The 19,437-nt window shown below is 74.9% G+C and carries 13 protein-coding genes; 6 read left to right on the top strand and 7 right to left on the bottom strand.

Features of this window, described 5'->3' with window-relative positions; translation table 11 throughout:
* Positions 1-40: 40 nt before the first annotated feature.
* A complete protein-coding gene (locus tag MUU72_RS03680; protein WP_248011644.1) occupies positions 41-1,060 on the bottom strand; it encodes an NAD-dependent epimerase/dehydratase family protein in 1,020 nt (339 codons plus the stop codon).
* 364 nt (positions 1,061-1,424) lie between these two features.
* Here MUU72_RS03680 and MUU72_RS03675 point away from each other — a divergent pair, with 364 nt between their 5' ends.
* Entirely contained in the window at positions 1,425-3,170 is a 1,746-nt protein-coding gene (locus MUU72_RS03675; RefSeq protein WP_248011643.1) for a hypothetical protein, read from the top strand.
* A gap of 78 nt (positions 3,171-3,248) precedes the next feature.
* On the opposite strand, the gene MUU72_RS03670 is transcribed toward MUU72_RS03675, so the two are convergent.
* Both MUU72_RS03670 and MUU72_RS03665 read right to left on the bottom strand, forming a co-directional pair.
* Positions 3,249-4,694 carry a glyceraldehyde-3-phosphate dehydrogenase gene (locus MUU72_RS03670; protein ID WP_248011642.1) on the bottom strand — a complete coding sequence of 482 codons (1,446 nt, stop codon included), beginning with the start codon at positions 4,692-4,694 and terminating at the stop codon, positions 3,249-3,251.
* 96 nt (positions 4,695-4,790) lie between these two features.
* Positions 4,791-7,484 carry a SpoIIE family protein phosphatase gene (locus MUU72_RS03665; protein WP_248011641.1) on the bottom strand — a complete coding sequence of 898 codons (2,694 nt, stop codon included), beginning with the start codon at positions 7,482-7,484 and terminating at the stop codon, positions 4,791-4,793.
* Between the two features lie 150 nt (positions 7,485-7,634).
* Here MUU72_RS03665 and MUU72_RS03660 point away from each other — a divergent pair, with 150 nt between their 5' ends.
* Complete coding sequence (locus MUU72_RS03660) at positions 7,635-8,888, top strand: PP2C family protein-serine/threonine phosphatase (protein WP_248011640.1); 1,254 nt, start codon at positions 7,635-7,637, stop codon at positions 8,886-8,888.
* Positions 8,889-9,036: 148 nt separating this feature from the next.
* Here MUU72_RS03660 and MUU72_RS03655 read toward each other — a convergent pair whose 3' ends face one another.
* The 3 genes from MUU72_RS03655 to MUU72_RS03645 all read right to left on the bottom strand — a co-directional run bounded on the left by MUU72_RS03655 (position 9,037) and on the right by MUU72_RS03645 (position 12,802).
* Positions 9,037-10,878 (bottom strand): glycoside hydrolase family 15 protein, encoded by a 1,842-nt coding sequence (locus tag MUU72_RS03655; RefSeq protein ID WP_248011639.1) that lies wholly within the window; start codon positions 10,876-10,878, stop codon positions 9,037-9,039.
* Between the two features lie 71 nt (positions 10,879-10,949).
* Positions 10,950-11,642, bottom strand: a complete 693-nt coding sequence (locus MUU72_RS03650; protein WP_248011638.1) for a hypothetical protein — start codon at positions 11,640-11,642, stop codon at positions 10,950-10,952.
* 167 nt (positions 11,643-11,809) lie between these two features.
* On the bottom strand, positions 11,810-12,802 hold the full coding sequence (locus tag MUU72_RS03645; protein ID WP_248011637.1) for an Acg family FMN-binding oxidoreductase: 993 nt from the start codon (positions 12,800-12,802) through the stop codon (positions 11,810-11,812).
* 275 nt (positions 12,803-13,077) lie between these two features.
* On the opposite strand from MUU72_RS03645, the gene MUU72_RS03640 reads away from it, so the two are divergent.
* The 4 genes from MUU72_RS03640 to MUU72_RS03625 all read left to right on the top strand — a co-directional run bounded on the left by MUU72_RS03640 (position 13,078) and on the right by MUU72_RS03625 (position 18,527).
* Entirely contained in the window at positions 13,078-13,776 is a 699-nt protein-coding gene (locus MUU72_RS03640) for a CBS domain-containing protein (RefSeq protein WP_248011636.1), read from the top strand.
* A gap of 44 nt (positions 13,777-13,820) precedes the next feature.
* Positions 13,821-14,537, top strand: a complete 717-nt coding sequence (locus tag MUU72_RS03635; protein WP_248011635.1) for a helix-turn-helix domain-containing protein — start codon at positions 13,821-13,823, stop codon at positions 14,535-14,537.
* Between the two features lie 172 nt (positions 14,538-14,709).
* Positions 14,710-17,349 carry an ATP-binding protein gene (locus MUU72_RS03630; RefSeq protein WP_372502969.1) on the top strand — a complete coding sequence of 880 codons (2,640 nt, stop codon included), beginning with the start codon at positions 14,710-14,712 and terminating at the stop codon, positions 17,347-17,349.
* A 284-nt stretch (positions 17,350-17,633) separates the two neighbouring features.
* Positions 17,634-18,527, top strand: a complete 894-nt coding sequence (locus MUU72_RS03625) for an SDR family NAD(P)-dependent oxidoreductase (RefSeq protein WP_248011634.1) — start codon at positions 17,634-17,636, stop codon at positions 18,525-18,527.
* 3 nt (positions 18,528-18,530) lie between these two features.
* Here MUU72_RS03625 and MUU72_RS03620 read toward each other — a convergent pair whose 3' ends face one another.
* Positions 18,531-19,436: an AurF N-oxygenase family protein gene (locus tag MUU72_RS03620; RefSeq protein ID WP_248011633.1), complete on the bottom strand. Its 906-nt coding sequence runs from the start codon at positions 19,434-19,436 to the stop codon at positions 18,531-18,533.
* Between the last annotated feature and the right edge of the window lies 1 nt (position 19,437).

The raw sequence follows: 19,437 nt of genomic DNA, 5'->3' as shown, positions 1-19,437 counted from the left end.
CCTTTCCTGGCAGCGGTCGGGAGTGTGCGCAGGCAGCGTGTCATGCGGCGGGGCCGGCGGCCAGCCAGCCGGGCACCGCGTGCGGGGTGTCGGCCAGCCAGCGCACATAGCGCTCCACTCCGGTGCGGACGTCGATCCGCGGGGCCCAGCGCAGCAGTTCCCGGCACTGCCCGGTGGCCGCGTAGCCGCCCAGCGGGTCGCCCTCCGGCAGCGGGGTGGTGACGAACCGCGCGTGCGGGAAGTGCCGGGCGATGAGCTCGCCGACCTCGCGCACCGACGTCGGCACGCCGGTGCCGACGTTGACGGTCGCCCCGGCCATGCCCTCCTCCACCAGGGCGAGCGCGGTGGCCGCCGCCACGTCCTCCACGTGGACGAGGTCGCGGACCTGCACCCCGCCGCCGTTGAGCCGCATCGGGCGGCCCAGGCGGGCCTGCATGGACAGCCAGGCCACCATCCAGGAGTGGCTGCCGGGCTTGGGGACCTGCGGGTCGCCGTAGACGGAGAAGTACCGCAGGACCGCGTACTCGGGGGTGTCCGGGCCGCTCAGCAGCAGCCGGGTCTGGTGCTCGGCCCAGAGCTTGGAGTTGGCGTAGACGGAGACCGGCAGCAGCCGCTGGTCCTCGTGGAAGACCTGCGGCCCCCGGACGGCCGGATCGCCGTTGCCGTACACCGCCGCGGACGAGACCAGGACGAGCCGGCGCACGTCGGAGGCGGCGGCCTCCTCCAGCACCACCTCGGTGCCCTGGACGTTGGCGCGGAAGGCGGTACCGGGGCGGCGGGTGCAGGCGGCCACATCGGCGTACGCGGCGGCGTGCACCACGTAGTCGGCGCCGGCCAGCACCCGGCGGACCGCTTCGCGGTCGCAGACGTCCCCCACCACCACGGCCGCGCCGAGCCGGTCGACGCCGAACAGGGTGGAGTGCACCGCCTCGGGATAGGCGTCCAGCCGGTCCAGGACCGTCACCTCGGCCTCGGCCCGGCGCAGCAGCCCGACCAGCCGGCTGCCGACGAGTCCGGCGCCGCCGGTCACCACGACCCGGGAATCCCGGAGTTTCTCCAACCGGGCCTCCACCGTTTCCGCGAAGACACCGGGCGCCAAAGTTCCGCTCCGCGCGCCGTCATTGCCGTGCGTTTTTCCGTTCCCCTCGACCTCGCCATGTGCGTGGGCCGTTTTGGGCATGGCTTCCCCTCTTCCCGTATAACGGAGCACGAATCGGCCCGGGTGGGGCCGGCGGTCAGCATGTCCGGCCCGGATTCGCGGTGCCAGAGCGCCATTTCGGCAGTCTTGCGGCCGGTGCCAGGACGGCCGTACTGTCCGGATTCACCTGGACCGGAACGCCCCGGTGCGGTGGAAAAGGCTGTCGGGCCGGAAAAGCGGAGAAGCGGAGGAATTGATGACGCCTTATCGGCTGAGCGGGGCCGTGATGACCCATCCTCGACGCCGTCCGGCGGCGGAACGGCTGGCGCATTCCGCCCCGCCCGGCGCCCTGCGGGTGGTGATGGATCCCGACCCGGCCGGCAAACCGTCCGTATTGCGGACCGCATTGTGCGCCTGGGAGGCCATCGAGGACGACGCGACACATCACCTCGTCGTCCAGGACGACATGATCCTTTCGGATTCCTTCTTCGCCCGCGCCCGGCAGGCGATTGCGCGGATGCCCGAGGCGGCGCTCGCCCTTTTCGCGCTGTGGGACTCCCGGAACGGCGCCGCGGTGCGTTTCGGCGCACTGACCGGAGCCCGGTGGGTGGCCGCCGTCAACGAGTATTTTCCCTGCGTGGCGATCATTCTTCCGCGCGCGGTCGCCGCCGGTTTCGTGGATTTCGGCCGGCGTCATCTCGACAGCTGGCCCGACGACATCCTGATGGGCCGCTACCTGCACGCCCGCGGCATCCCGTCCTACGTCTCGGTGCCCAGCCTCGCCGAGCACGAGGACCACGGCAGCATCTCCGGCAACGCGTTCCGCGGGCCGCGCCGCTCGGTGTGCTTCCTGCCCGGTGACGTTCCCGGCCGCGAAGAGCTGCGGCTGTCCGGACTGCGGGTGCTGCCGTTCGCCAAGAACGGCGTCGCGCAGTGCGCGGTACGCGCCGACACCCCCGGCCACCCCGGGCACTGGCTGCATCTGGACTGCGCGCAGTACCTGGCGGGCGTCGGCGCCGACCCGGAAAGACACCTACCGGCCATTGTGCGCATGGCCGAAGACACCTCCCCCGAGGCGGCCCACGCGACGTGGCTGACCGCCTTCACGATGGGCTGGGTCCACCGGCGGGACGGGCTCCGCTGCGACCCGCCGGCCGGCTCCGCCGACGGCCCTCCCCCGGGGACGGACCCCGCCGTGCTCGCCGAGGCGCTCGCCACCATCGGCCCCGGCGGCCTCAGCCACCGCCAGTCCGAGGAGCGGATCGCCGAGCAGCGGGCGGCCCTGGCGCGGATCGCCCGGGCGGGCCTGACGGCGGGTCAGGAGGCCGGTGCACTCCCCCGGCCGGCCCGCCGCCGGCCCGCCGCCCCGGCTAGCCCGGAAGCCCCGCCCGTGCAGGTCCTCGGTGCCGCCACACCGCTCGGCGAGCACGTGGTCCGCGGCCTGGCGGACGCCGGCCACCGCGTCATCCCCCTCACCCGCCGCCCCGCCGCCGACCCGGCCGCGCCCCTCCTGGACCTGACCCCCCTCACCTTCTCCCCGCCCCCGCCCCGCACGCCCGGCCTCCGCCTCACGGTCGGCGGGCGGGAGTTCACGCTCCTCCTCGGCGACCTCTACGGCCCCGGCTGCCCGCCCGACGGGTTCATCGGCCGCCTGGTCTGGGACGCCCTGCGCAGCTACCCGCTGACCCTGGACGACCCGGCCGCGACCGTCCGGCCCCTGCACACCCGCGATCTGGTCGGCGCGCTGGCCGGCGTGGTGCGCACCCCGCCCGCGGCGCCCGTGGCCGGCCTGGCCGGCGCCCCGGTGACCGCCGCCGCCCTGGCCGAGGCGGTCCGCGGCGCGGTCCGCCCCGTCCCCCTCACCGCCCCCGCCCCGGGCGCACCGCCCGTCCCCGGGCCGCCCGCCGCCGGGCCCGCCTCCTGGCCCCCGCCCCCGCCCGGCTGGCAGGCCGTCACCGACCTGCGCCACGGCCTGCACACGCACGCCCAGTGGCTGGCCTACGAGGGCATCCACCTCACGCTGGAGGTGTGACCGCGCCCCGGCACGGCGAGGTCCCGCGCCGATCGGGCACGGGACCTCGCAGGGGTACCGACAGGGGCGGAGCGGGCGTCAGACCGCCGGGGCCGGGTAGGTCGGGTACTCCACGCCGGAGACGTACTGGACGACCCGGATGACCTGGCAGGAGTAGCCGAACTCGTTGTCGTACCAGAGGTAGAGGATGGCGTTGTCGCCCTCGACCTTGGTGGCGCCGGCGTCCACGATCGAGGCGTGGCGGGAGCCGATGAAGTCGCTGGAGACCGCGTCGGGGGCGCTGGTGAAGTCGATCTGGCGCCTGAGCGGGGAGGTCAGCGAGACGTTGCGGAGGTAGTCCAGGACCTCCTCGCGGTTGGTCTCGCGGGCGAGCTGGAGGTTGAGGATCGCGATCGAGACGTCCGGCACCGGGACGCGGATCGAGCTGCCGGTGATCTTCGCCTGGAGGTCCGGGAGGGCCTTGGCGACGGCCGAGGCGGCGCCGGTCTCGGTGATGACCATGTTGAGCGGCGCGGAGCGGCCGCGGCGCTCGGACTTGTGGTAATTGTCCAGCAGGTTCTGGTCGTTGGTGAACGAGTGGACGGTCTCGACGTGGCCGCGCAGGACGCCGTACTCGTCCGCCATCGCCTTCAGCGGCGGGACGATCGCGTTGGTGGTGCAGGACGCACAGGAGAGGATCTGCTCGTCCGGCTTGAGCATGTCGTGGTTGACGCCGTGCACGATGTTGGGGACGTCGCCCTTGCCCGGCGCGGTCAGCACGACCTTGGCGATACCGGGCCGGAGGTGCTTGGACAGGCCCTCGCGGTCGCGCCACTTGCCGGTGTTGTCGATGAGGATGGCGTCCTTGATGCCGTACGCCGTGTAGTCCACCGACGACGGGTCGTCGGCGTGGATGACCTTGATCTCGTTGCCGTTGGCGACGATCGTGTCGTTCGCCTCGTCGACGGTGATCGTGCCCTGGAACTGGCCGTGGATGGAGTCGCGGCGCAGCAGCGAGGCGCGCTTGACGAGATCCTGGTCGCCGCCGCCGCGGACGACGATGGCGCGCAGCCGCAGGCCGTTGCCGGAGCCGGCCTTCTCGATGAGCAGCCGGGCGACGAGCCGGCCGATCCGGCCGAAGCCGTACAGGACGACGTCGCGGCCCTCGCCGCGCTCGATCTTGTTGGCACCGGTCGCGCCGGCGACGGCCTCGGCGGTGAAGTCCACCACGGAGAGCCCGCGGTCGTCCGCCTTGTAGGTGGCGGCGAGCATGCCGAGGTCGATCTGGGACGGACCGAGGTCGAGGGTGGCCAGGGCCTGGAGGAACGGCATCGTCTCGGTGACCGAGAGTTCCTCACCGGCGATCTGCCGGGCGAAGCGGTGGGTCTTGAGGATGCTGACCACCGACTTGTTCACCAGGGAGCGGCTGTGCAGCAGAACCGTTACATCCCGCTCCCGGTGCAGCTTCCCGATGATCGGGATCATCGACTCCGCGATCTCCTCGCGGTTCTTCCAGTTGGTGAACGAGTCGTCGTTGACAGTCACAGGCTTATCTCTCGATCGAGCTAGGCGGTGCTCATATGCTAACCCGCCCGCTTTCCGCCCTCGCAGCGGGTACCGGCCGGGCCCGGCCGGGCGGCGTCAGCCACCCTCCTCGATGCCCGGCGCGGGCAGCGGCTGTTCGGCCCAGATGACCTTGCCCTGCGGGGTGTAGCGGGTGCCCCAGCGGTCGGTCAGCTGGGCCACCAGGAACAGCCCGCGGCCGCCCTCGTCGGTGGTGGCCGCGTACCGCAGGTGCGGTGAGGTGTTGCTGCCGTCGGCCACCTCGCAGACCAGGCTGCGGTCCCGCAGCAGCCGCACCCGGACCGGCGGGGTGCCGTAGCGGATGGCGTTGGTGACCAGTTCGCTGAGCACCAGCTCCGTGGTGAAGACCAGGTCGGCCAGGCCCCATGCGGTGAGCTTGGCGGAGACCTCGGTGCGCATCCCGGCCACCGCCGCCGGGTCGAACGGGACGTCCCAGCCGGCCACCCGGTCCGGGCCCAGGGTGCGGGTGCGGGCGATCAGCAGGGCCACGTCGTCGTGCGGGCGGGTGGGCAGCAGCGCTTCGAGTACGGCCCGGCAGTGGTCCTCCGGCGACCGCTCGGCGTGCGCGAGGGTGCTCGCCAGCAGGTCCATCCCCACGTCGAAGTCCCGGCTGCGCTCCTCCACCAGCCCGTCGGTGTACAGCACGATCTGGGTGCCCTCGGCCAGGCTCAGCTCGGCGGTCTGGAACGGCATCCCGCCCAGGCCGAGCGGCGGGCCGGCCGGCAGCTCGGGGAACTGGACCCCGCCGTCCGGGTGGACCAGCGCCGGCAGCGGGTGTCCGGCCCGCGCCATGGCGCAGCGACCCGAGACCGGGTCGTAGATCGCGTACAGGCAGGTGGCGCCGGTGATGCCGGGGCCGCCGCCGCTGTCGGACTCCTCCTGGTCGATCCGGTCGACCAGGTCGTCGAGGTGGCTGAGCAGCTCGTCGGGCGGCAGGTCCAGGGTGGAGAAGTTGTGCACCGCCGTGCGCAGCCGGCCCATCGTGGCGGCGGCGTGCAGCCCGTGGCCGACGACGTCCCCGACGACCAGCGCGACCCGGCTGCCGGGCAGCGGGATCACGTCGAACCAGTCGCCGCTGACCCCGGACTGCGCGGGCAGGTAGCGGTGGGCCACCTCCAGGCCGCTCTGTTCGGGCAGCGCCCGCGGCAGCAGGCTGCGCTGGAGGGTGACCGCCATGGCGTGCTCGCGGGTGTAGCGGCGGGCGTTGTCGATGCTCACCGCGGCGCGCGCCACCAGCTCGTCGGCCAGCGACCGGTCCTCGTCGTCGAACGGCTCGGGCTTCCGGGAGCGCCAGAAGTTGACCACGCCGAGGATGATGCCGCGGGCCTTGAGCGGGGCGCTGATCATCGAGTGGATGCCGTACTCCACGATCCGGCGGGTCAGCACGGGGTCCTGGGTGTGCCAGCCGTACGCCTCCGACAGGTCGGGGACGACCTGCGACCGGCCGTCGCTCAGACCGCGGGCCTGCGGGGTGGCGGGGGCGAACGCGATGCGCTGCCCGACGGAGTAGAGCGGGGGGTCGTCGCGGATGCCGTGGACGGCGGTCCGGCGCATCTGGCCGGCCGCGTCGCCCGGTTCGTCGCCGCGCAGCACCGGCTCGGCCAGGTCGACGGTCACGAAGTCGGCGAACTCCGGGACGGCGACCGCCGCCAGCTCCTCGGCGGTGCGGACCACGTCCAGGGTGGTGCCGATGCCGACCCCGGCGTCGTAGAGCAGCCGCAGGCGCTTGCGGGCCACCTCGGCGCGGCCGGACACCGCCCGCAGTTCGGTGGAGTCGCGGATGGTGGCGACGGTGCCCGGCGCGCCGCCGTGCGGGCGGGTGGGGCGCTGGCTCACCGCCAGCAGCCGGCCGCCGGCCCGGTGGACCTCGTCGGTGGCCTCCCGGCCGGAGCCCAGGAGCTCGGCCATGCCCTGCTCCAGGCCGGCCAGTTCCGACAGGTGCCGCCCCTCGGCGTCGTCGGGCAGGGCCAGCAGCCGCCGGGCCTCGTCGTTGACGAGCAGCAGCCGCCCGTCGTCGCCCATGATCACCACGCCCTCCCGTACGGCGTGCAGCACCGCGTCGTGGTGCTCGTACATCCGGGACATGTCGGCGGCGCCCAGGCCGTGGGTCTGCCGCCGCAGGCGCCGGGCGATCAGCGCGGTGCCGCCGGTGGCCAGGCAGAGCGCCAGGCCGCTGGCGCCGAGGATCACCGGGAGCTGGCGGTTGATGGCGTGGGTGACGTTCTTGACCTTCAGGCCGGCGGACACCAGGCCGACGACCGAGCCGCCGGGCCCGTCGACCGGCACGATCGCCTGCACCTCGTGGCCCAGCGGACCGCTGACGCTCTCGACCCGGACCCGGCCGGCCAGCGACGGGCCGATGTCGCCGATGAAGTGCTTGCCGATCAGCTCGGGGCGGGGGTGGGTGTAGCGGATCCCCTGGTCGTTCATCACCACGATGAAGTCGACACCCGCCTGTCTGCGGGCCCTCTCGGTGATCGGCTGGAGCACCTTGGAGGGGTCAGGGGACTTCAGCGCCGCCTGGAGACCCGGGGCGTGCGCGAAGGTCTGGGCCACGGCGACGGAGCGGTTGCGTGCCTCCTGCTCACCGTCGTGCCGCGACTCCAGCAGCAGCGCCGCCATGGCACCGATGACGAGCAGCAGGCCCACCGCCACCTGAAGTACGAAGACCTGCCCGGCGACGCTCCACGGGCGCCTGGCGGTCAGTGACCGTACCGATACGCGCCGGTATCGGTCGGACCCGTCGACCATGCTGCCATTTCTAACACCGTCCGGTTCACCGTGCCGCCGGGAGGCCGCCGCCCGGACCCGTCCGCCCCACCGGGCGTACCGCGGACGGGCCTCCTAGATTGGTGAGCGTCAGCCTGTCCGGCCGCGCGGGATGCCAGGAAAGCCAGGAAAGTGACACCGGGGATCGACTACGCCGCTCTGTTCGCCGCCACCCCCAGCCCCTGCCTGGTGCTGGGGACGGATCTTGTGATCGCCGAGGTGAACGAGGCGTTCCTGCGCGCGACCGGGCGGTCCCGCGGCGACCTGGTGGGCCGGTACCTCTTCGACGCCTTCCCGGACAGCCCCGCGAACCGCGCCGCCGGCAGCGTACGGAACCTCTCCGCGTCCCTGAGCCGTGTGCTGGCCACCGGCGCCCCGGACACCATGGCGGTCCTGAGGTACGACATCCCGTGCGCGGACCGGCCCGGGCAGTTCGAGGAGCGCTGGTGGTCGCCGGTCAACACCCCGGTCAAGGCCGCCGACGGCTCGGTGGCCTGGATCCTGCACCGCGCCGAGGACGTCACCGCCTTCGTCCGGGAGCGCCGGCCCCACCACCGTGCGCCGCGGGACGCCCGCGAGGGCGGCGGGAGCCAGGCGGAGACCATGGAGACCGAGCTGTACGAGCGGGCCCGGGAACTCCAGCACCTCAACGACGAGCTGCGCCGGGCGCACGCCCGGGAGCGCAAGGTCGCGCTCGCCCTCCAGGAGGCGATGCTGCACTCCCCCGACCTGGAGCGGCACCGGGACGTCGCGGTGCGCTACCTGCCCGCGGCCGGCTCGCTGAACGTGTGCGGCGACTGGTACGACCTGGCGGACCTGCCGTCGGGCGGCTTCTCCCTGGCGGTCGGCGATGTGGTGGGGCACGGGCTGGCGGCCGCGACCGTGATGGGCATGCTGCGCAGCGCCTTGTCGGCGGCGGCGCGGGCCGTGGACGGGCCCGCCAAGGCGCTGGAGGTGCTGGGGCTGTACGCCCGGTCCGTCCACGGGGCGCTGGCCACCACGGCCGTCCAGACGGTCATCGACCCGGTCCGGCGGTGCATCGCGTACAGCAGCGCCGGCCACCCGCCGCCGGTCCTGCTCCACCCCGACGGCAGCCACCGACTGCTGGACCAGGCCACCGACCCGCCGCTGGGGGCCCGTCCGGACCACGTCCCGCGCCCCCAGGCGGAGGTGTCCTACACCGCCGGTGACGCCCTGGTCCTCTACACCGACGGGCTCATCGAGCGGCGCGGTGAGGACATCGACGCGGGCCTGGCCCGGCTCACCGAGGCGCTGGCCCGCTACCCCCGGGTCGGCCCGGAGCGGCTCGCCGACGCGGTGCTGGCCCGCCTGGACGTCAGCGGCGGCGCCCGGGACGACATCGCCCTGGTCATCGCCCGCCTGTGACCGGCGCCGCGCTCACCCCGGCCGCCGCACACCCCGCGGCGGGTGTACGCCCTGCACGGTGAGCTGCGGGACGTCGTCACGGACCTGGTGGACGGGCTGCGCGGCAGGGACACCGAGACGACCGTCATCAGGGGCCCGGCCGGGCCGGTCAGAACGCCGGGGGTGCGAGCGGGTCCCGCTGCCGGTCGAGGGCGTCGTCCAGGGTGGCGGCGGCCATGATCAGGGACAGGTGGGTGAACGCCTGCGGGAAGTTGCCCAGTTGCTCGCCGCCGGGGCCGATCTCCTCGGCGAACAGGCCGGCGTGGTTGGCGTAGGTCTGCATCTTCTCGAAGGCGTAGCGGGCCGGGCGGAGCCGTCCGGCCCGGGCGAGCGCGTCCACGTAGAGGAACGTGCACAGGCTGAACGTGCCCTCGCTGCCGCGCAGGCCGTCCGGTGAGGCGGCCGGGTCGTAGCGGTGGACGAGGCTGTCCGAGACCAGGGTGCGTTCCACGGCGTCGAGGGTGGACAGCCAGCTCTCCGTCCTGGGGGCCAGGAAGCCGACGCGGGGGACGAGGAGCAGCGCGGCGTCCAGCACCGCGCCGCCGTAGTACTGGACGAGGGCCTGTTCCCGGTCGTTCCAGGCGCGCTGCATCACCTGTTCCAGGATGGTGTCGCGGGCGGCGGTCCAGCGGACGGTGTCGGCGGGCCGGCCGTAGGCGGCCGCCAGGCGCAGACCGCGGTCGAAGGCCACCCAGCACATCAGCCGGCTGAAGGTGAAGTCCTTGCGGCCGCCGCGGGTCTCCCAGATGCCCTCGTCGGGGCGGTCCCAGGAGTCGGCGAGCCAGTCCAGGGTGCGGGCGATGTTCCGCCAGCCGTGGTAGCCGGCCCGCATGGCGATCTCGCGGCCCTCCGACAGGGCGAAGAGCGCCTCCCCGTAGATGTCCAGCTGGAGCTGGCCGGCGGCGTCGTTGCCCACCCGGACCGGGGCCGAGCCGCGGTAGCCCTCGAAGTGCGGGAGGGTCTCCTCGGGCAGGTGGGGGTCGCCGTCCACGCGGTACATGATCTGGAGCGGTTCGCGGCCGGCGTCGAGCCCGGCCCGCAGGCGCTCCCCGAGCCACCCGGTGAACTGGGCGGCCTCCTCGGCGAAGCCCAGGTCCAGCAGGGCCCGTACGGACAGCGAGGCGTCCCGGACCCAAGTGTAGCGGTAGTCCCAGTTGCGTTCGCCGCCGATCTGCTCGGGCAGGCCCATCGTGGCCGCGGCGACCGGCGCGCCGGTGGGGGCGTAGGTGAGCAGTTTGAGGGTGATCGCCGAGCGGTGCACCACGCCGGGCCAGCGGCCGCGGTAGCGGGAGGTGTGCAGCCAGCGCTGCCAGAAGTCCACCACCTCCCAGAACCGGTCCTCCACGGCGGCCACGCTCAGCGGGGGCGGGGCGGGCGCGTCCGGGGCGTCCACGGTCAGGACGGCCGCGGCGAGCTGCCCGGTGCGCAGGGTGACCGCGCCCTCGGCGTCGGTGCCGTCGGTGCGCAGCGGGAAGGTGGTCTGGAGGTACGCGGTGGTGCCCGGGGCGCGGAAGGCGGCGGTGCCGTCCCGCAGCGCGCAGGTGTGGGCGGCCCGCCCGTAGTCGAAGCGCGGCCGGCACTCCAGGCCGAAGCGGACGGTGCCGCGGACCGCCCGCGCGCTGCGGACCAGGACGTGCCGGGCGGTGGGGGTGCCGGTGCGGTCCGGCGCCATGCAGTCGTAGATCTCGCCGACGCCGTCGGGGGACATGAAGCGGGTGACGAGCACCGCGGTGTCCGGGTAGTAGAGCTGTTTGCAGCGGGTTCCGGGGGTGTCGTCGGGGGCGAAGCGGAAGGCGCCGCCGCGGTCGTGGTCGAGGAGGGCGGCGAAGATGCTGGGCCCGTCGAAGCGCGGTGCGGCGAACCAGTCGACGACGCCGCTGCCGGAGACCAGCGCGGCGGTCTGCAGATCGCCGACGAGGCCGTGCTCGGCGATGGGTGGGTAGCGCTCCATGGGTCTTCCGCCTCCCGAAGCCGGTACCTCCACTGTCGGCCCCGGCCCCGGTGCGCGCCACGGCGGCCCGGTCAGCCCGCGCGGGGGTCCTGGTGGGCGGGGGTGCGGTGGCGGCGCAGGGTGACCACGAGGAGGTGGCAGCCGGCGGCCAGCATCCACAGCGGGAAGACGAGTTCGAGGTGGGTGGCGCCGCCGACGGCGAAGAGCAGCACCAGCGCCACGAGGTAGCCGAGCCAGGCCAGCCAGCGGGGGAAGAGGCCGAGCCGGTGGCCGATGGTGGTCGTCGCGATCACGAACACCGCGGCCATCCGCGTGGCGTACGCGGTGAGCAGGGTCAGGACGAGGTGGCGCCCGTACTGCCACAGGGCCCGCTGCCCGGCGGAGGGTGCGCGGGAGACGTCCGTGACGGCCAGCAGGCTTCCGGCGGTCGCCGCCAGGACGAAGAGCATGGCCACGAACAGCAGCCCGCTGCCGAGGAACAGCGTGGCGAAGAACCGGTCCTCGGCCGCGCCGATGTGGTCCCGGAGGGCGCCCATGAACCACAGGAAGAAGATCCCGGCGAACGGGAGCAGGGCCAGGGCGGTGTGCAGGGACCGCCGCTGGGAGGTGTCCCGGACCCAGTCGGCCGCGTCCTGGGGGTGCTCGGGCACCGCCAGGTGCACCAGGAGGATCGCGGCGCCGAGCAGTACCGCGGCGACGATCCCGGCCGCCGCCGCGACCGGCGGTGTGCGCAGCCCCCGGGGGGCCGGGTGCCTGGTCGCCATCGCCTCTCCCGCCGCTCGTGCCGTGCCCGGGCCGCGCCCGGCGCACCCGGCCGGGCGCCGCCTCGCGGCGGCCCCGGAGCCGTACGGTCAGTTCTACGGCGTCCGGGAGCGCGGCACCGGGTCGCACGTGCCGGACGGGTGAGCCGTGCGCCGGCCGCGGCGCGGGCTCACGGGGTGATCGTCAGGACCTCGGCGACCGGCCGGCGCGGGGTGTGCGGGCCCTGGGGGCCGTAGCCGAGCCGCAGGACCATCTGGACGTAGCCGGTGCCGGTGCGGGGGTCGCGCAGCAGCCAGCGCAGGTCGGGCCATTCCAGGGGCTGGGTGGCGAAGGAGCTGGCCAGGCCCTCGCGGGTGGCCAGCAGCAGGACGCGCTGGAGGGCCTGGCCGGCCCGCAGCCAGTCGGCCGGGCCGTCGCCGGTGGTGCTCAGCGACGCCAGTTGGGGGCGCTTCTCGAAGGCGGCGTGGGCGCGGCCGGGGACGGTGCGGCGGCCGGCGAAGTCCCGCAGCGGGGCGGCGCCGCCGCGCTCGGCGGGCCCGAAGGCGTAGTCGGGGACGCCGTCGGTGGGCGCGGTGACGCGGGTGTCGCGGGTCCAGGCGCGCTGTTCGGCCTCCCGTCCGTCGTCCATCCGGTCGTAGCCCTCGGCGTGCACGATCAGGTCGAGGACGGCCTCGCGGTGCGGGGTGGTCAGGAACGCCAGCCGGGCCCCCTCCCGGTCCGCGGCCTCGGCCAGGGCGGCCCGGACGCCGTCGGGGATGCGCCGCTCGGCGAACGGGTAGCGGCTGGTGTGCCGGTCCCGCAGCACCCGGTACAGACCGCTCAGCGCGGCGTCGAGGGGCTCGTGCGGGACGTCCAGGCGCACCTCGGCCAGCAGGGCCGGGCTGCGCGGGTCGGGCAGCAGGGTGGTGGCCGTCCGCAGTCCGGCGTGCGCCGCGGCGGCCCGCAGGCTCAGCAGGGCGGCGCCGCAGCCGAGGTGCAGGCCCCGGGTGGTGGGGTCGGCCAGCGGCATGGCGCGGCTCAGGTCCGCGCCGAGGGTGAGGGTGCGCCGGGCGCGGGAGTAGGTGAACTGCCACGGCTGGGCGTTGTGCATCGACGGGGCGGTGGTGGCGTCCGCGACCAGGGCCGTGACCGCGGTGTCGTCGAGGGTGGGGTGGGTGAGCACCGTGGCCTCCGGGGCGGATCGGATGCGTCCGCGGGCCCGGTCGCGGGCGCGGGCGGGGTCGGCAGGGTGATTCCAGCGTGCCGGGCCGGGCGGTGCCGCGGCAGGGGCCGACGGGCCCGGCCGGGCGGGCCGGTCGGCCTCGCGGGACGGCCGGCCGGTGGGGTGGGGCCGGGTGGCTCATGCCGGGCGGGCGCCGGTCCAGCACCCTGGAGAGAGGTGGCCGGGACGGCGTGCGGCACCGCCGCGGCCGGGACGGACGGCGGAAGGAGCCGACGATGGCGCACCGCACGGTAGCCGAGCTGATGACCCGCAAGGTCGTCAGCGTGCGGCTCGACACGCCCTTCAAGGAGATCGCGCAGACCCTCGCCGACCACGCGGTCAGCGCCGTCCCGGTCCTGGACCGGCTCGGCAGGCCCGCCGGTGTGGTCTCCGAGGCCGATCTGCTGCGCAAGGCGGCCGACCGGTCCGACCTGTCCGGGCGGACGCCGCTGCCCCACCTGGAAGCCTGGGAGCGGGCCCGGGCCGAGGGCCGCACCGCCGAGGAGCTGATGTCCGCGCCGGCGGTGTGCGCGCACCCCGAATGGACCGTGGTGGAGGCCGCCCGCCTGATGGAGGTCCAGCACCTCAAGCGGCTCCCCGTGGTGGACGAGACCGACACCCTGCTGGGCATCGTCAGCCGCACCGATCTGCTCCGGGTGTTCCTGCGCACCGACCGGGCCATCCGCGAGGAGATCACCGGGGAGGTCGTCGGGCGGCTGGCGCGGCTCGGCGCGGCCGGGGTGACCGCCGAGGTCTCCCACGGGCAGGTGACGCTGGGCGGCACGGTCGCCGACCCGCTGCTGGTGCCCGTCCTGGTCCGGATGTGCGCGAGCGTGGACGGCGTGGTGTCGGTGGCCGGGGAGCCGGCGCCGGCGGTGCCCGGTGGTGACCGGGCGGGAGCGGCCGCCGCGGGCGGCCCCGAGGAGGGCCGCTGACCGGAAGCGGCCGGGCCGGTACCCCTGGAAGGACGGAGACAGCGATGACGACCGACAAGCCCGCCGGAACCGGCGGCGGTCCGGCGCCGTTCCGCGGCGACCTCGGCCGGCGCGCCGCGCTGCGCCGGCAGCAGCTGGGCCTGACCCGGGAGGAGGTCGCGGCCCGGGCCGCCGCGTCGCCCGGCTACCTCCAGTACATCGAGGAGCATCCGGCCCAGCCCGACATCGGGTTCCTGCTGCGCCTGGCCGGTGCGCTGGACACCACGGTCGCCGACCTGGTCGGGGGCACCGCCGATCTGCCGGCCGGCCTGGGTGTCGCCACCGTCCGGCCCGAGGTGCTGGTGCTGGGGCCCGGGGAGTGCCGGGAACTGCTCGGCAGCCACGGCGTGGGCCGGGTGGCGGTCACCGTCGACGGCGTCCCGGCGGTCTTCCCGGTCAACTACACCGTCGACCACGACGTGATCGCCTACCGCACCCATGCCGGCTCCGGTCCGGCCGCCGCGGCCGGCCACGAGGCGGCGCTGGAGGTCGACCACCTCGACGAGGCGTTCAGCCAGGGCTGGAGCGTGCTGGCCGTGGGGCCCGCCGAGATCGTCACCGCCTTCGACCGGACCCGGCGGCTGGAGGAGAACGCGTACTCCGCCCCCTGGGTGGGCGGCGGCCGCTACCAGTGGATCGCGGTACGGCCGACGCGGCTGAGCGGGCGCCGGATCCGCGTCGCGGGCGCGCCCGGGTCACCGGCCGGGGGCGCCGGGCGGTGACCCCTGCGGCGACCGGGCCGTGAGCGGCCCCGCCGGGTCAGGAAAACGTCAACATCCCGGCGCCCGACCGCACTTCCGCCGGACACATGTGACCATGTGAAGCACTCCACCGCTCGGCCGTCCGAGGTCCGTCCCTCGCCACAGCAGGCGTCGTGGTGCCTGCACTGCACGGGTGACGAAGGGACTTTCGGTGACGCCGGAGGGTGGCGCGGCCGGTACGCCGGGCGTACGGCGGGGGAAGCTCAAGGTGTTCCTCGGGGCGGCGCCCGGGGTCGGCAAGACGTACCGGATGCTGGACGAGGGGCGCCGGCGACTGCGGCGCGGTACGGACGTGGTGGTGGCGTACGCCGAGTGCCACGGCCGGCGGCACACCGAGGAGATGCTGGCGGGCCTGGAGACCGTGCCCCGGCTGCGCCGCGCCTACCGCGGGACGGCGTTCGGCGAGCTGGACCTCGACGCCGTGCTCGCCCGCCGCCCCGCGGTCGCGCTGGTCGACGAGCTGCCGCACACCAACGTGCCCGGCGGGCGCAACGAGAAGCGCTGGCAGGACATCGACGAACTGCTGGCCGCCGGCATCGACGTGGTCACCACCGTCAACATCCAGCACCTGGAGTCGCTCAACGACGTGGTCGAGAAGATCACCGGCGTACCGCAGCGGGAGACCGTCCCCGACGAAGTGGTGCGCCACGCCGACCAGATCGAGCTGGTGGACATGCCCGCCGAGGCGCTGCGCCGGCGGATGGCGCACGGCAACGTCTACCGGCCGGAGAAGGTGGACGCCGCGCTCGCGCACTACTTCCGGATCGGCAACCTGACGGCGCTGCGGGAGCTGGCGCTGCTGTGGGTCGCCGGGCGGGTGGACGAGACGCTCCAGACGTACCGGTCCGAGCACGGCATCCGCACCGTCTGGGAGACCCGGGAGCGGGTGGTGGTGGCCCTCACCGGCGGCCCGGAGGGCGAGACGCTGATCCGCCGCGCGGAGCGGATCGCGGACCGCTCGTCCGGCGGCGACCTGCTGGCCGTGCACGTGGCCCGCAGCGACGGGCTCGCCTACGCCTCCCCCGCCGCGCTCGCCCGGCAGCGGGCGCTGGTGGAGAGCCTGGGCGGCACCTACCACTCGGTCGTCGGCGACCACGTGCCCACCGCGCTGCTGGACTTCGCGCGGGCCGAGAACGCCACCCAGCTGGTGCTGGGCACCAGCCGCCGGGGCTGGCTGTCCCGGCTGTTCGCCGCGCGCGGGATCGGTGAGACCACCGTCGAGCTCTCCGGCGACATCGACGTCCACATGGTGACCCATGAACGGGCCGGGCGCGGGCGCCGGTTGGCGGTCCCCGGCCGCCGGCTGCCGCTGGCCCGCCGCGTCGCCGGGCCGGCGGCCGGCCTCCTGCTGCCCGTGCTGCTGACGTTCGTGCTGCTGCGCACCCGCGGTGTGCTCAACCTGACGAGTGAGGCGCTGCTCTTCCTGGTCACCGTCGTCGGTGTGGCCTGCCTGGGCGGGGTGGTCTCGGCGCTGCTGGCGTCCCTGACCGCGTCGCTGCTGCTGAACTACTTCTTCATCCCGCCGAGCGGCGAGTTCACCATCACCGAGCCCAACAACGCGCTGGCGCTGGGGGTGTTCGCGCTGGTCGCGGTCACCGTCGCGGCCCTGGTGGACCGTTCGATGCGGCTTGCGCGGCGGGCCGCCAGCGCCACCGCGGAGGCCGAGACGCTCTCGTCCATGGCCGGCAACATCCTACGCGGCGACCAGGGGGTGTCCCGGCTGCTGGAGCACACCCGCGAGGCGTTCGGGATGGACTCCGCCGAGCTGGTGCCGCGGTCCGCGCAGGAGGCGGAGGCCGGTCCGGGGCAGGCCGTCGACGGGCCGGTGAGGGTGCCCGCCGGGCCGGACCGGCTGCTGGTCCTGCGGGGCCGCACCCTGCCCGCCTCCGAGCACCGGGTGCTGACCGCCTTCGCCGCGCATCTGGCGGCCGCCCTGGACCACGCCCGGCTGCGGGAGGCCGCCGCGGAGGTGGAGCCGGTCAAGGCCGCGGACCGGCTGCGGACCGCGCTGCTGGCCGCGGTCAGCCACGACCTGCGCACGCCGCTGGCCGCCGGACGGGCCGCCATCAGCTCACTGCGCAGCCGCGACGTGGTCTTCGGCGCGGCGGAACGGGAGGAGCTGCTGGCCACCGCCGAGGACGCCCTGATCGAGCTGAACCGGCTGGTCGACAACCTCCTCGACATGAGCCGGCTCCGTGCCGGCGCGCTCACCCTGCACCTCGAGCCCACCTCGTTCGCGGACGTCCTCCCCACCGCCCTGGCCACCCTCGCCGCGACACCGGTCCCGGTCACGTCCCGCGGGCTGGCCGAGAGCTGCGACGTCCTCGCCGACCCGCCGCTGCTGGAACGGGTGCTCGCCAACCTCGTCACCAACGCGGTGCGCCACTCCCCCGAGCGGCACGGGGTGCTGATCACCGCCAGCGCGCTGGGCCCGCGGGTCGAGCTGCGGGTCATCGACCGCGGCCCCGGGCTGCCGCCGGAGGACCGGGACCGGATCTTCGTCCCCTTCCAGCGGCTGGGCGACCACGACAACACCACCGGCCTGGGCCTGGGTCTGGCGCTGTCCCGCGGGCTGGCCGAGGCGATGGGCGGCACCCTCACCCCCGAGGACACCCCCGGCGGCGGCCTCACCATGGTCCTGTCCCTGCGGGCCGCGCCGGCGGCGGGGACACGGCCCCCGGACGAAGCCGCCGGCGCCGGCACCGCAGGACGCGGCGGGCCCCCGGCCGCGGACGGGCCGCCGGCCCCCGGGGTTCACCTCCCCGGCACGTAGGACCCCACCGGCGCGGCCGCCGAACGGGCCGGCGTGCCGAGGCAGTTGACCCAGGACGCGGACGTCCCCAAGCGCGCCCCGACGGCGGCCGCGGCGAGGAAGGAGGGGCCCACCGGGCGACGGCCGCGCCCCAGTGCTTCCCCGTCCCCGCCCCGGGGGCGGGCGGCTGCGGGGTGAACGGCTGAACCGGGCCGGTGGGTCCGGGACACGCCGGGGCCTGTTGCGCCGGTCCGCGGGCGCGGCGCGCATGGTGTTCGCAGGCCGTTGTCTCCAGGAGGTGCGTGGTGCGTCGAAGTGTTCTGGTCACGGGTGCGACGAGCGGGGTGGGGCGGGGGACCGCGCTGCGGCTGGCGAAGGCCGGCTTCGAGGTCTTCGCCACGGCCCGGGACGCGGAGAAGGCCGAGAAGCTGCGGGCCGAGGCGGCCGAACGGGACGTGGTGCTGCGGACCGTGCTGCTGGACGTCGCCGACGCCGCGTCCTGCCACCGCGCGTGCGCGCAGGTCGCGGAGGCGACCGGCGGCGGCCCCTGGGCGCTGGTGAACAACGCCGGGATCCCGCTGGCGGGCGCGATCGAGGACCTCGACGACGCGGCCGTGCGGTATCTGCTGGAGGTCAATGTGGTGGGCGCGGCGCGGATGGCCCGCCTGCTGCTGCCGGGCATGCGCCGCCGCGGGGACGGCCGCATCGTCAACGTCTCCTCCCTGGCGGGCCGGGTCGCGGCGCCGGGGATGGGCTGGTACTGCGCCGGCAAGTCCGCGCTGGGGGCCGTGAACGACGTGCTGCGGATGGAGGCGGGGCCCGGCGGGGTGCGGGTGGTGATCGTCGAGGCGGGCGCCTACGCGAGCGCGATGCAGACCCGGGCCGCCGACGCGCTGGCGGCCCTCGCCGCCAACGGGCGGACGGTGTTCGGCGAGATGTACCGGGTGGCGGAGGCGGCACTCAGGGAGTCCGCCACCCGGCTGCCGGACGACGGGCCCGTGGTGGCGGCCGTGTGCCGGGCGCTCTTCGCGGACCGGCCGCGCCACCGGTACGTCGTCGGCAGGCAGGCCAGGATGGGCCTGCTCGCCGACGCACTGGTGCCGGTACGGGTCAAGGACCACGTCAAGCGGGTGGCGTTGGGCGCCGAGGCGCATCCGGTCGTGGAGTACGCGGCCCGGCGCTGGTGCACCCCCTGGTGAGGGTCAGGCCAGCAGGCCGGAACGGCGCCACAGGTGGTGCTGGGCGGGCCTGATCAGGTCCACCTCGATGAGGAAGGCGACCAGCTTCTCCCCGCACCACCGCAGGGTGTCGCGGTGGTGCGGGTTGTGCAGCGCCTGCCGCCTCGCCGTCCGGACAGGGAGCCCCACCTCGCCGTACCGCACGGGGCGGAGCAGCGGCGGCACGGTGTGGGCGGCGATCAGCGCGGTCAGCGTCCGGTGGCGGGCCAGGTGCCCCCGGGAGGCCAGGCGGACCGCTTCGCGCAGTTCGGCCCGGGCGAAGCTGACGTGGCGGGCCTCCTCGCTGACGTGCAGCCGGCACACCGAGCGCACCAGGGGCTGGACGCGTGCGTCCTGGGCGGCCTCGCGCTGGAGCCGGTCCAGGACCTCTTCGATGATCAGGGCGCTGGTGAAGGTCGTGATGTCCTGGAAGAGGGCGGCGGCCAGCGGGAAGGGGTACCGGACCCGGGCGGGGACCCAGTGGGGCGGGCGGTCGAGCCTGGTCAGCAGCCGCCCGAACATGGTGATGTGCCGGGTCTCGTCGGCCATCTCGGTCAGCGCGTAGTAGGCCCGCGCGTCCAGGCCGTTCCGCGCCATCAGGTAGCGGGCGAACAGGCGGATGATGGCGAGTTCGAACCAGTGGCCCATCTCGGCCATGTGGGCCGCCTCGTGGCGGGACAGCTCGATGCGCTGCCGCTCGTTCATGCGCTCCCACAGCGGAGTGCCGTAGAGGGTGAGGCGTTCCGGTGGCCAGAACCAGGCGTCCGCCGCCAGGGGGGCGTCCCAGTCGATCTCGGTGTCCGGGTCGTAGGAGTGGGCCGCGGAGGCGCTCAGCAGCCGCTGGGCGACGGCGTGCGGGCTCCGGGAGGGGTGCAGGGCCTGGTCGGTCATC

Origin of the sequence: Streptomyces rhizoryzae (genome assembly GCF_023155275.1) — a bacterium.
Classification (GTDB): Bacteria; Actinomycetota; Actinomycetes; order Streptomycetales; family Streptomycetaceae; genus Streptomyces; species Streptomyces rhizoryzae.
This window is presented reverse-complemented; position numbering and strand designations above follow the sequence as displayed.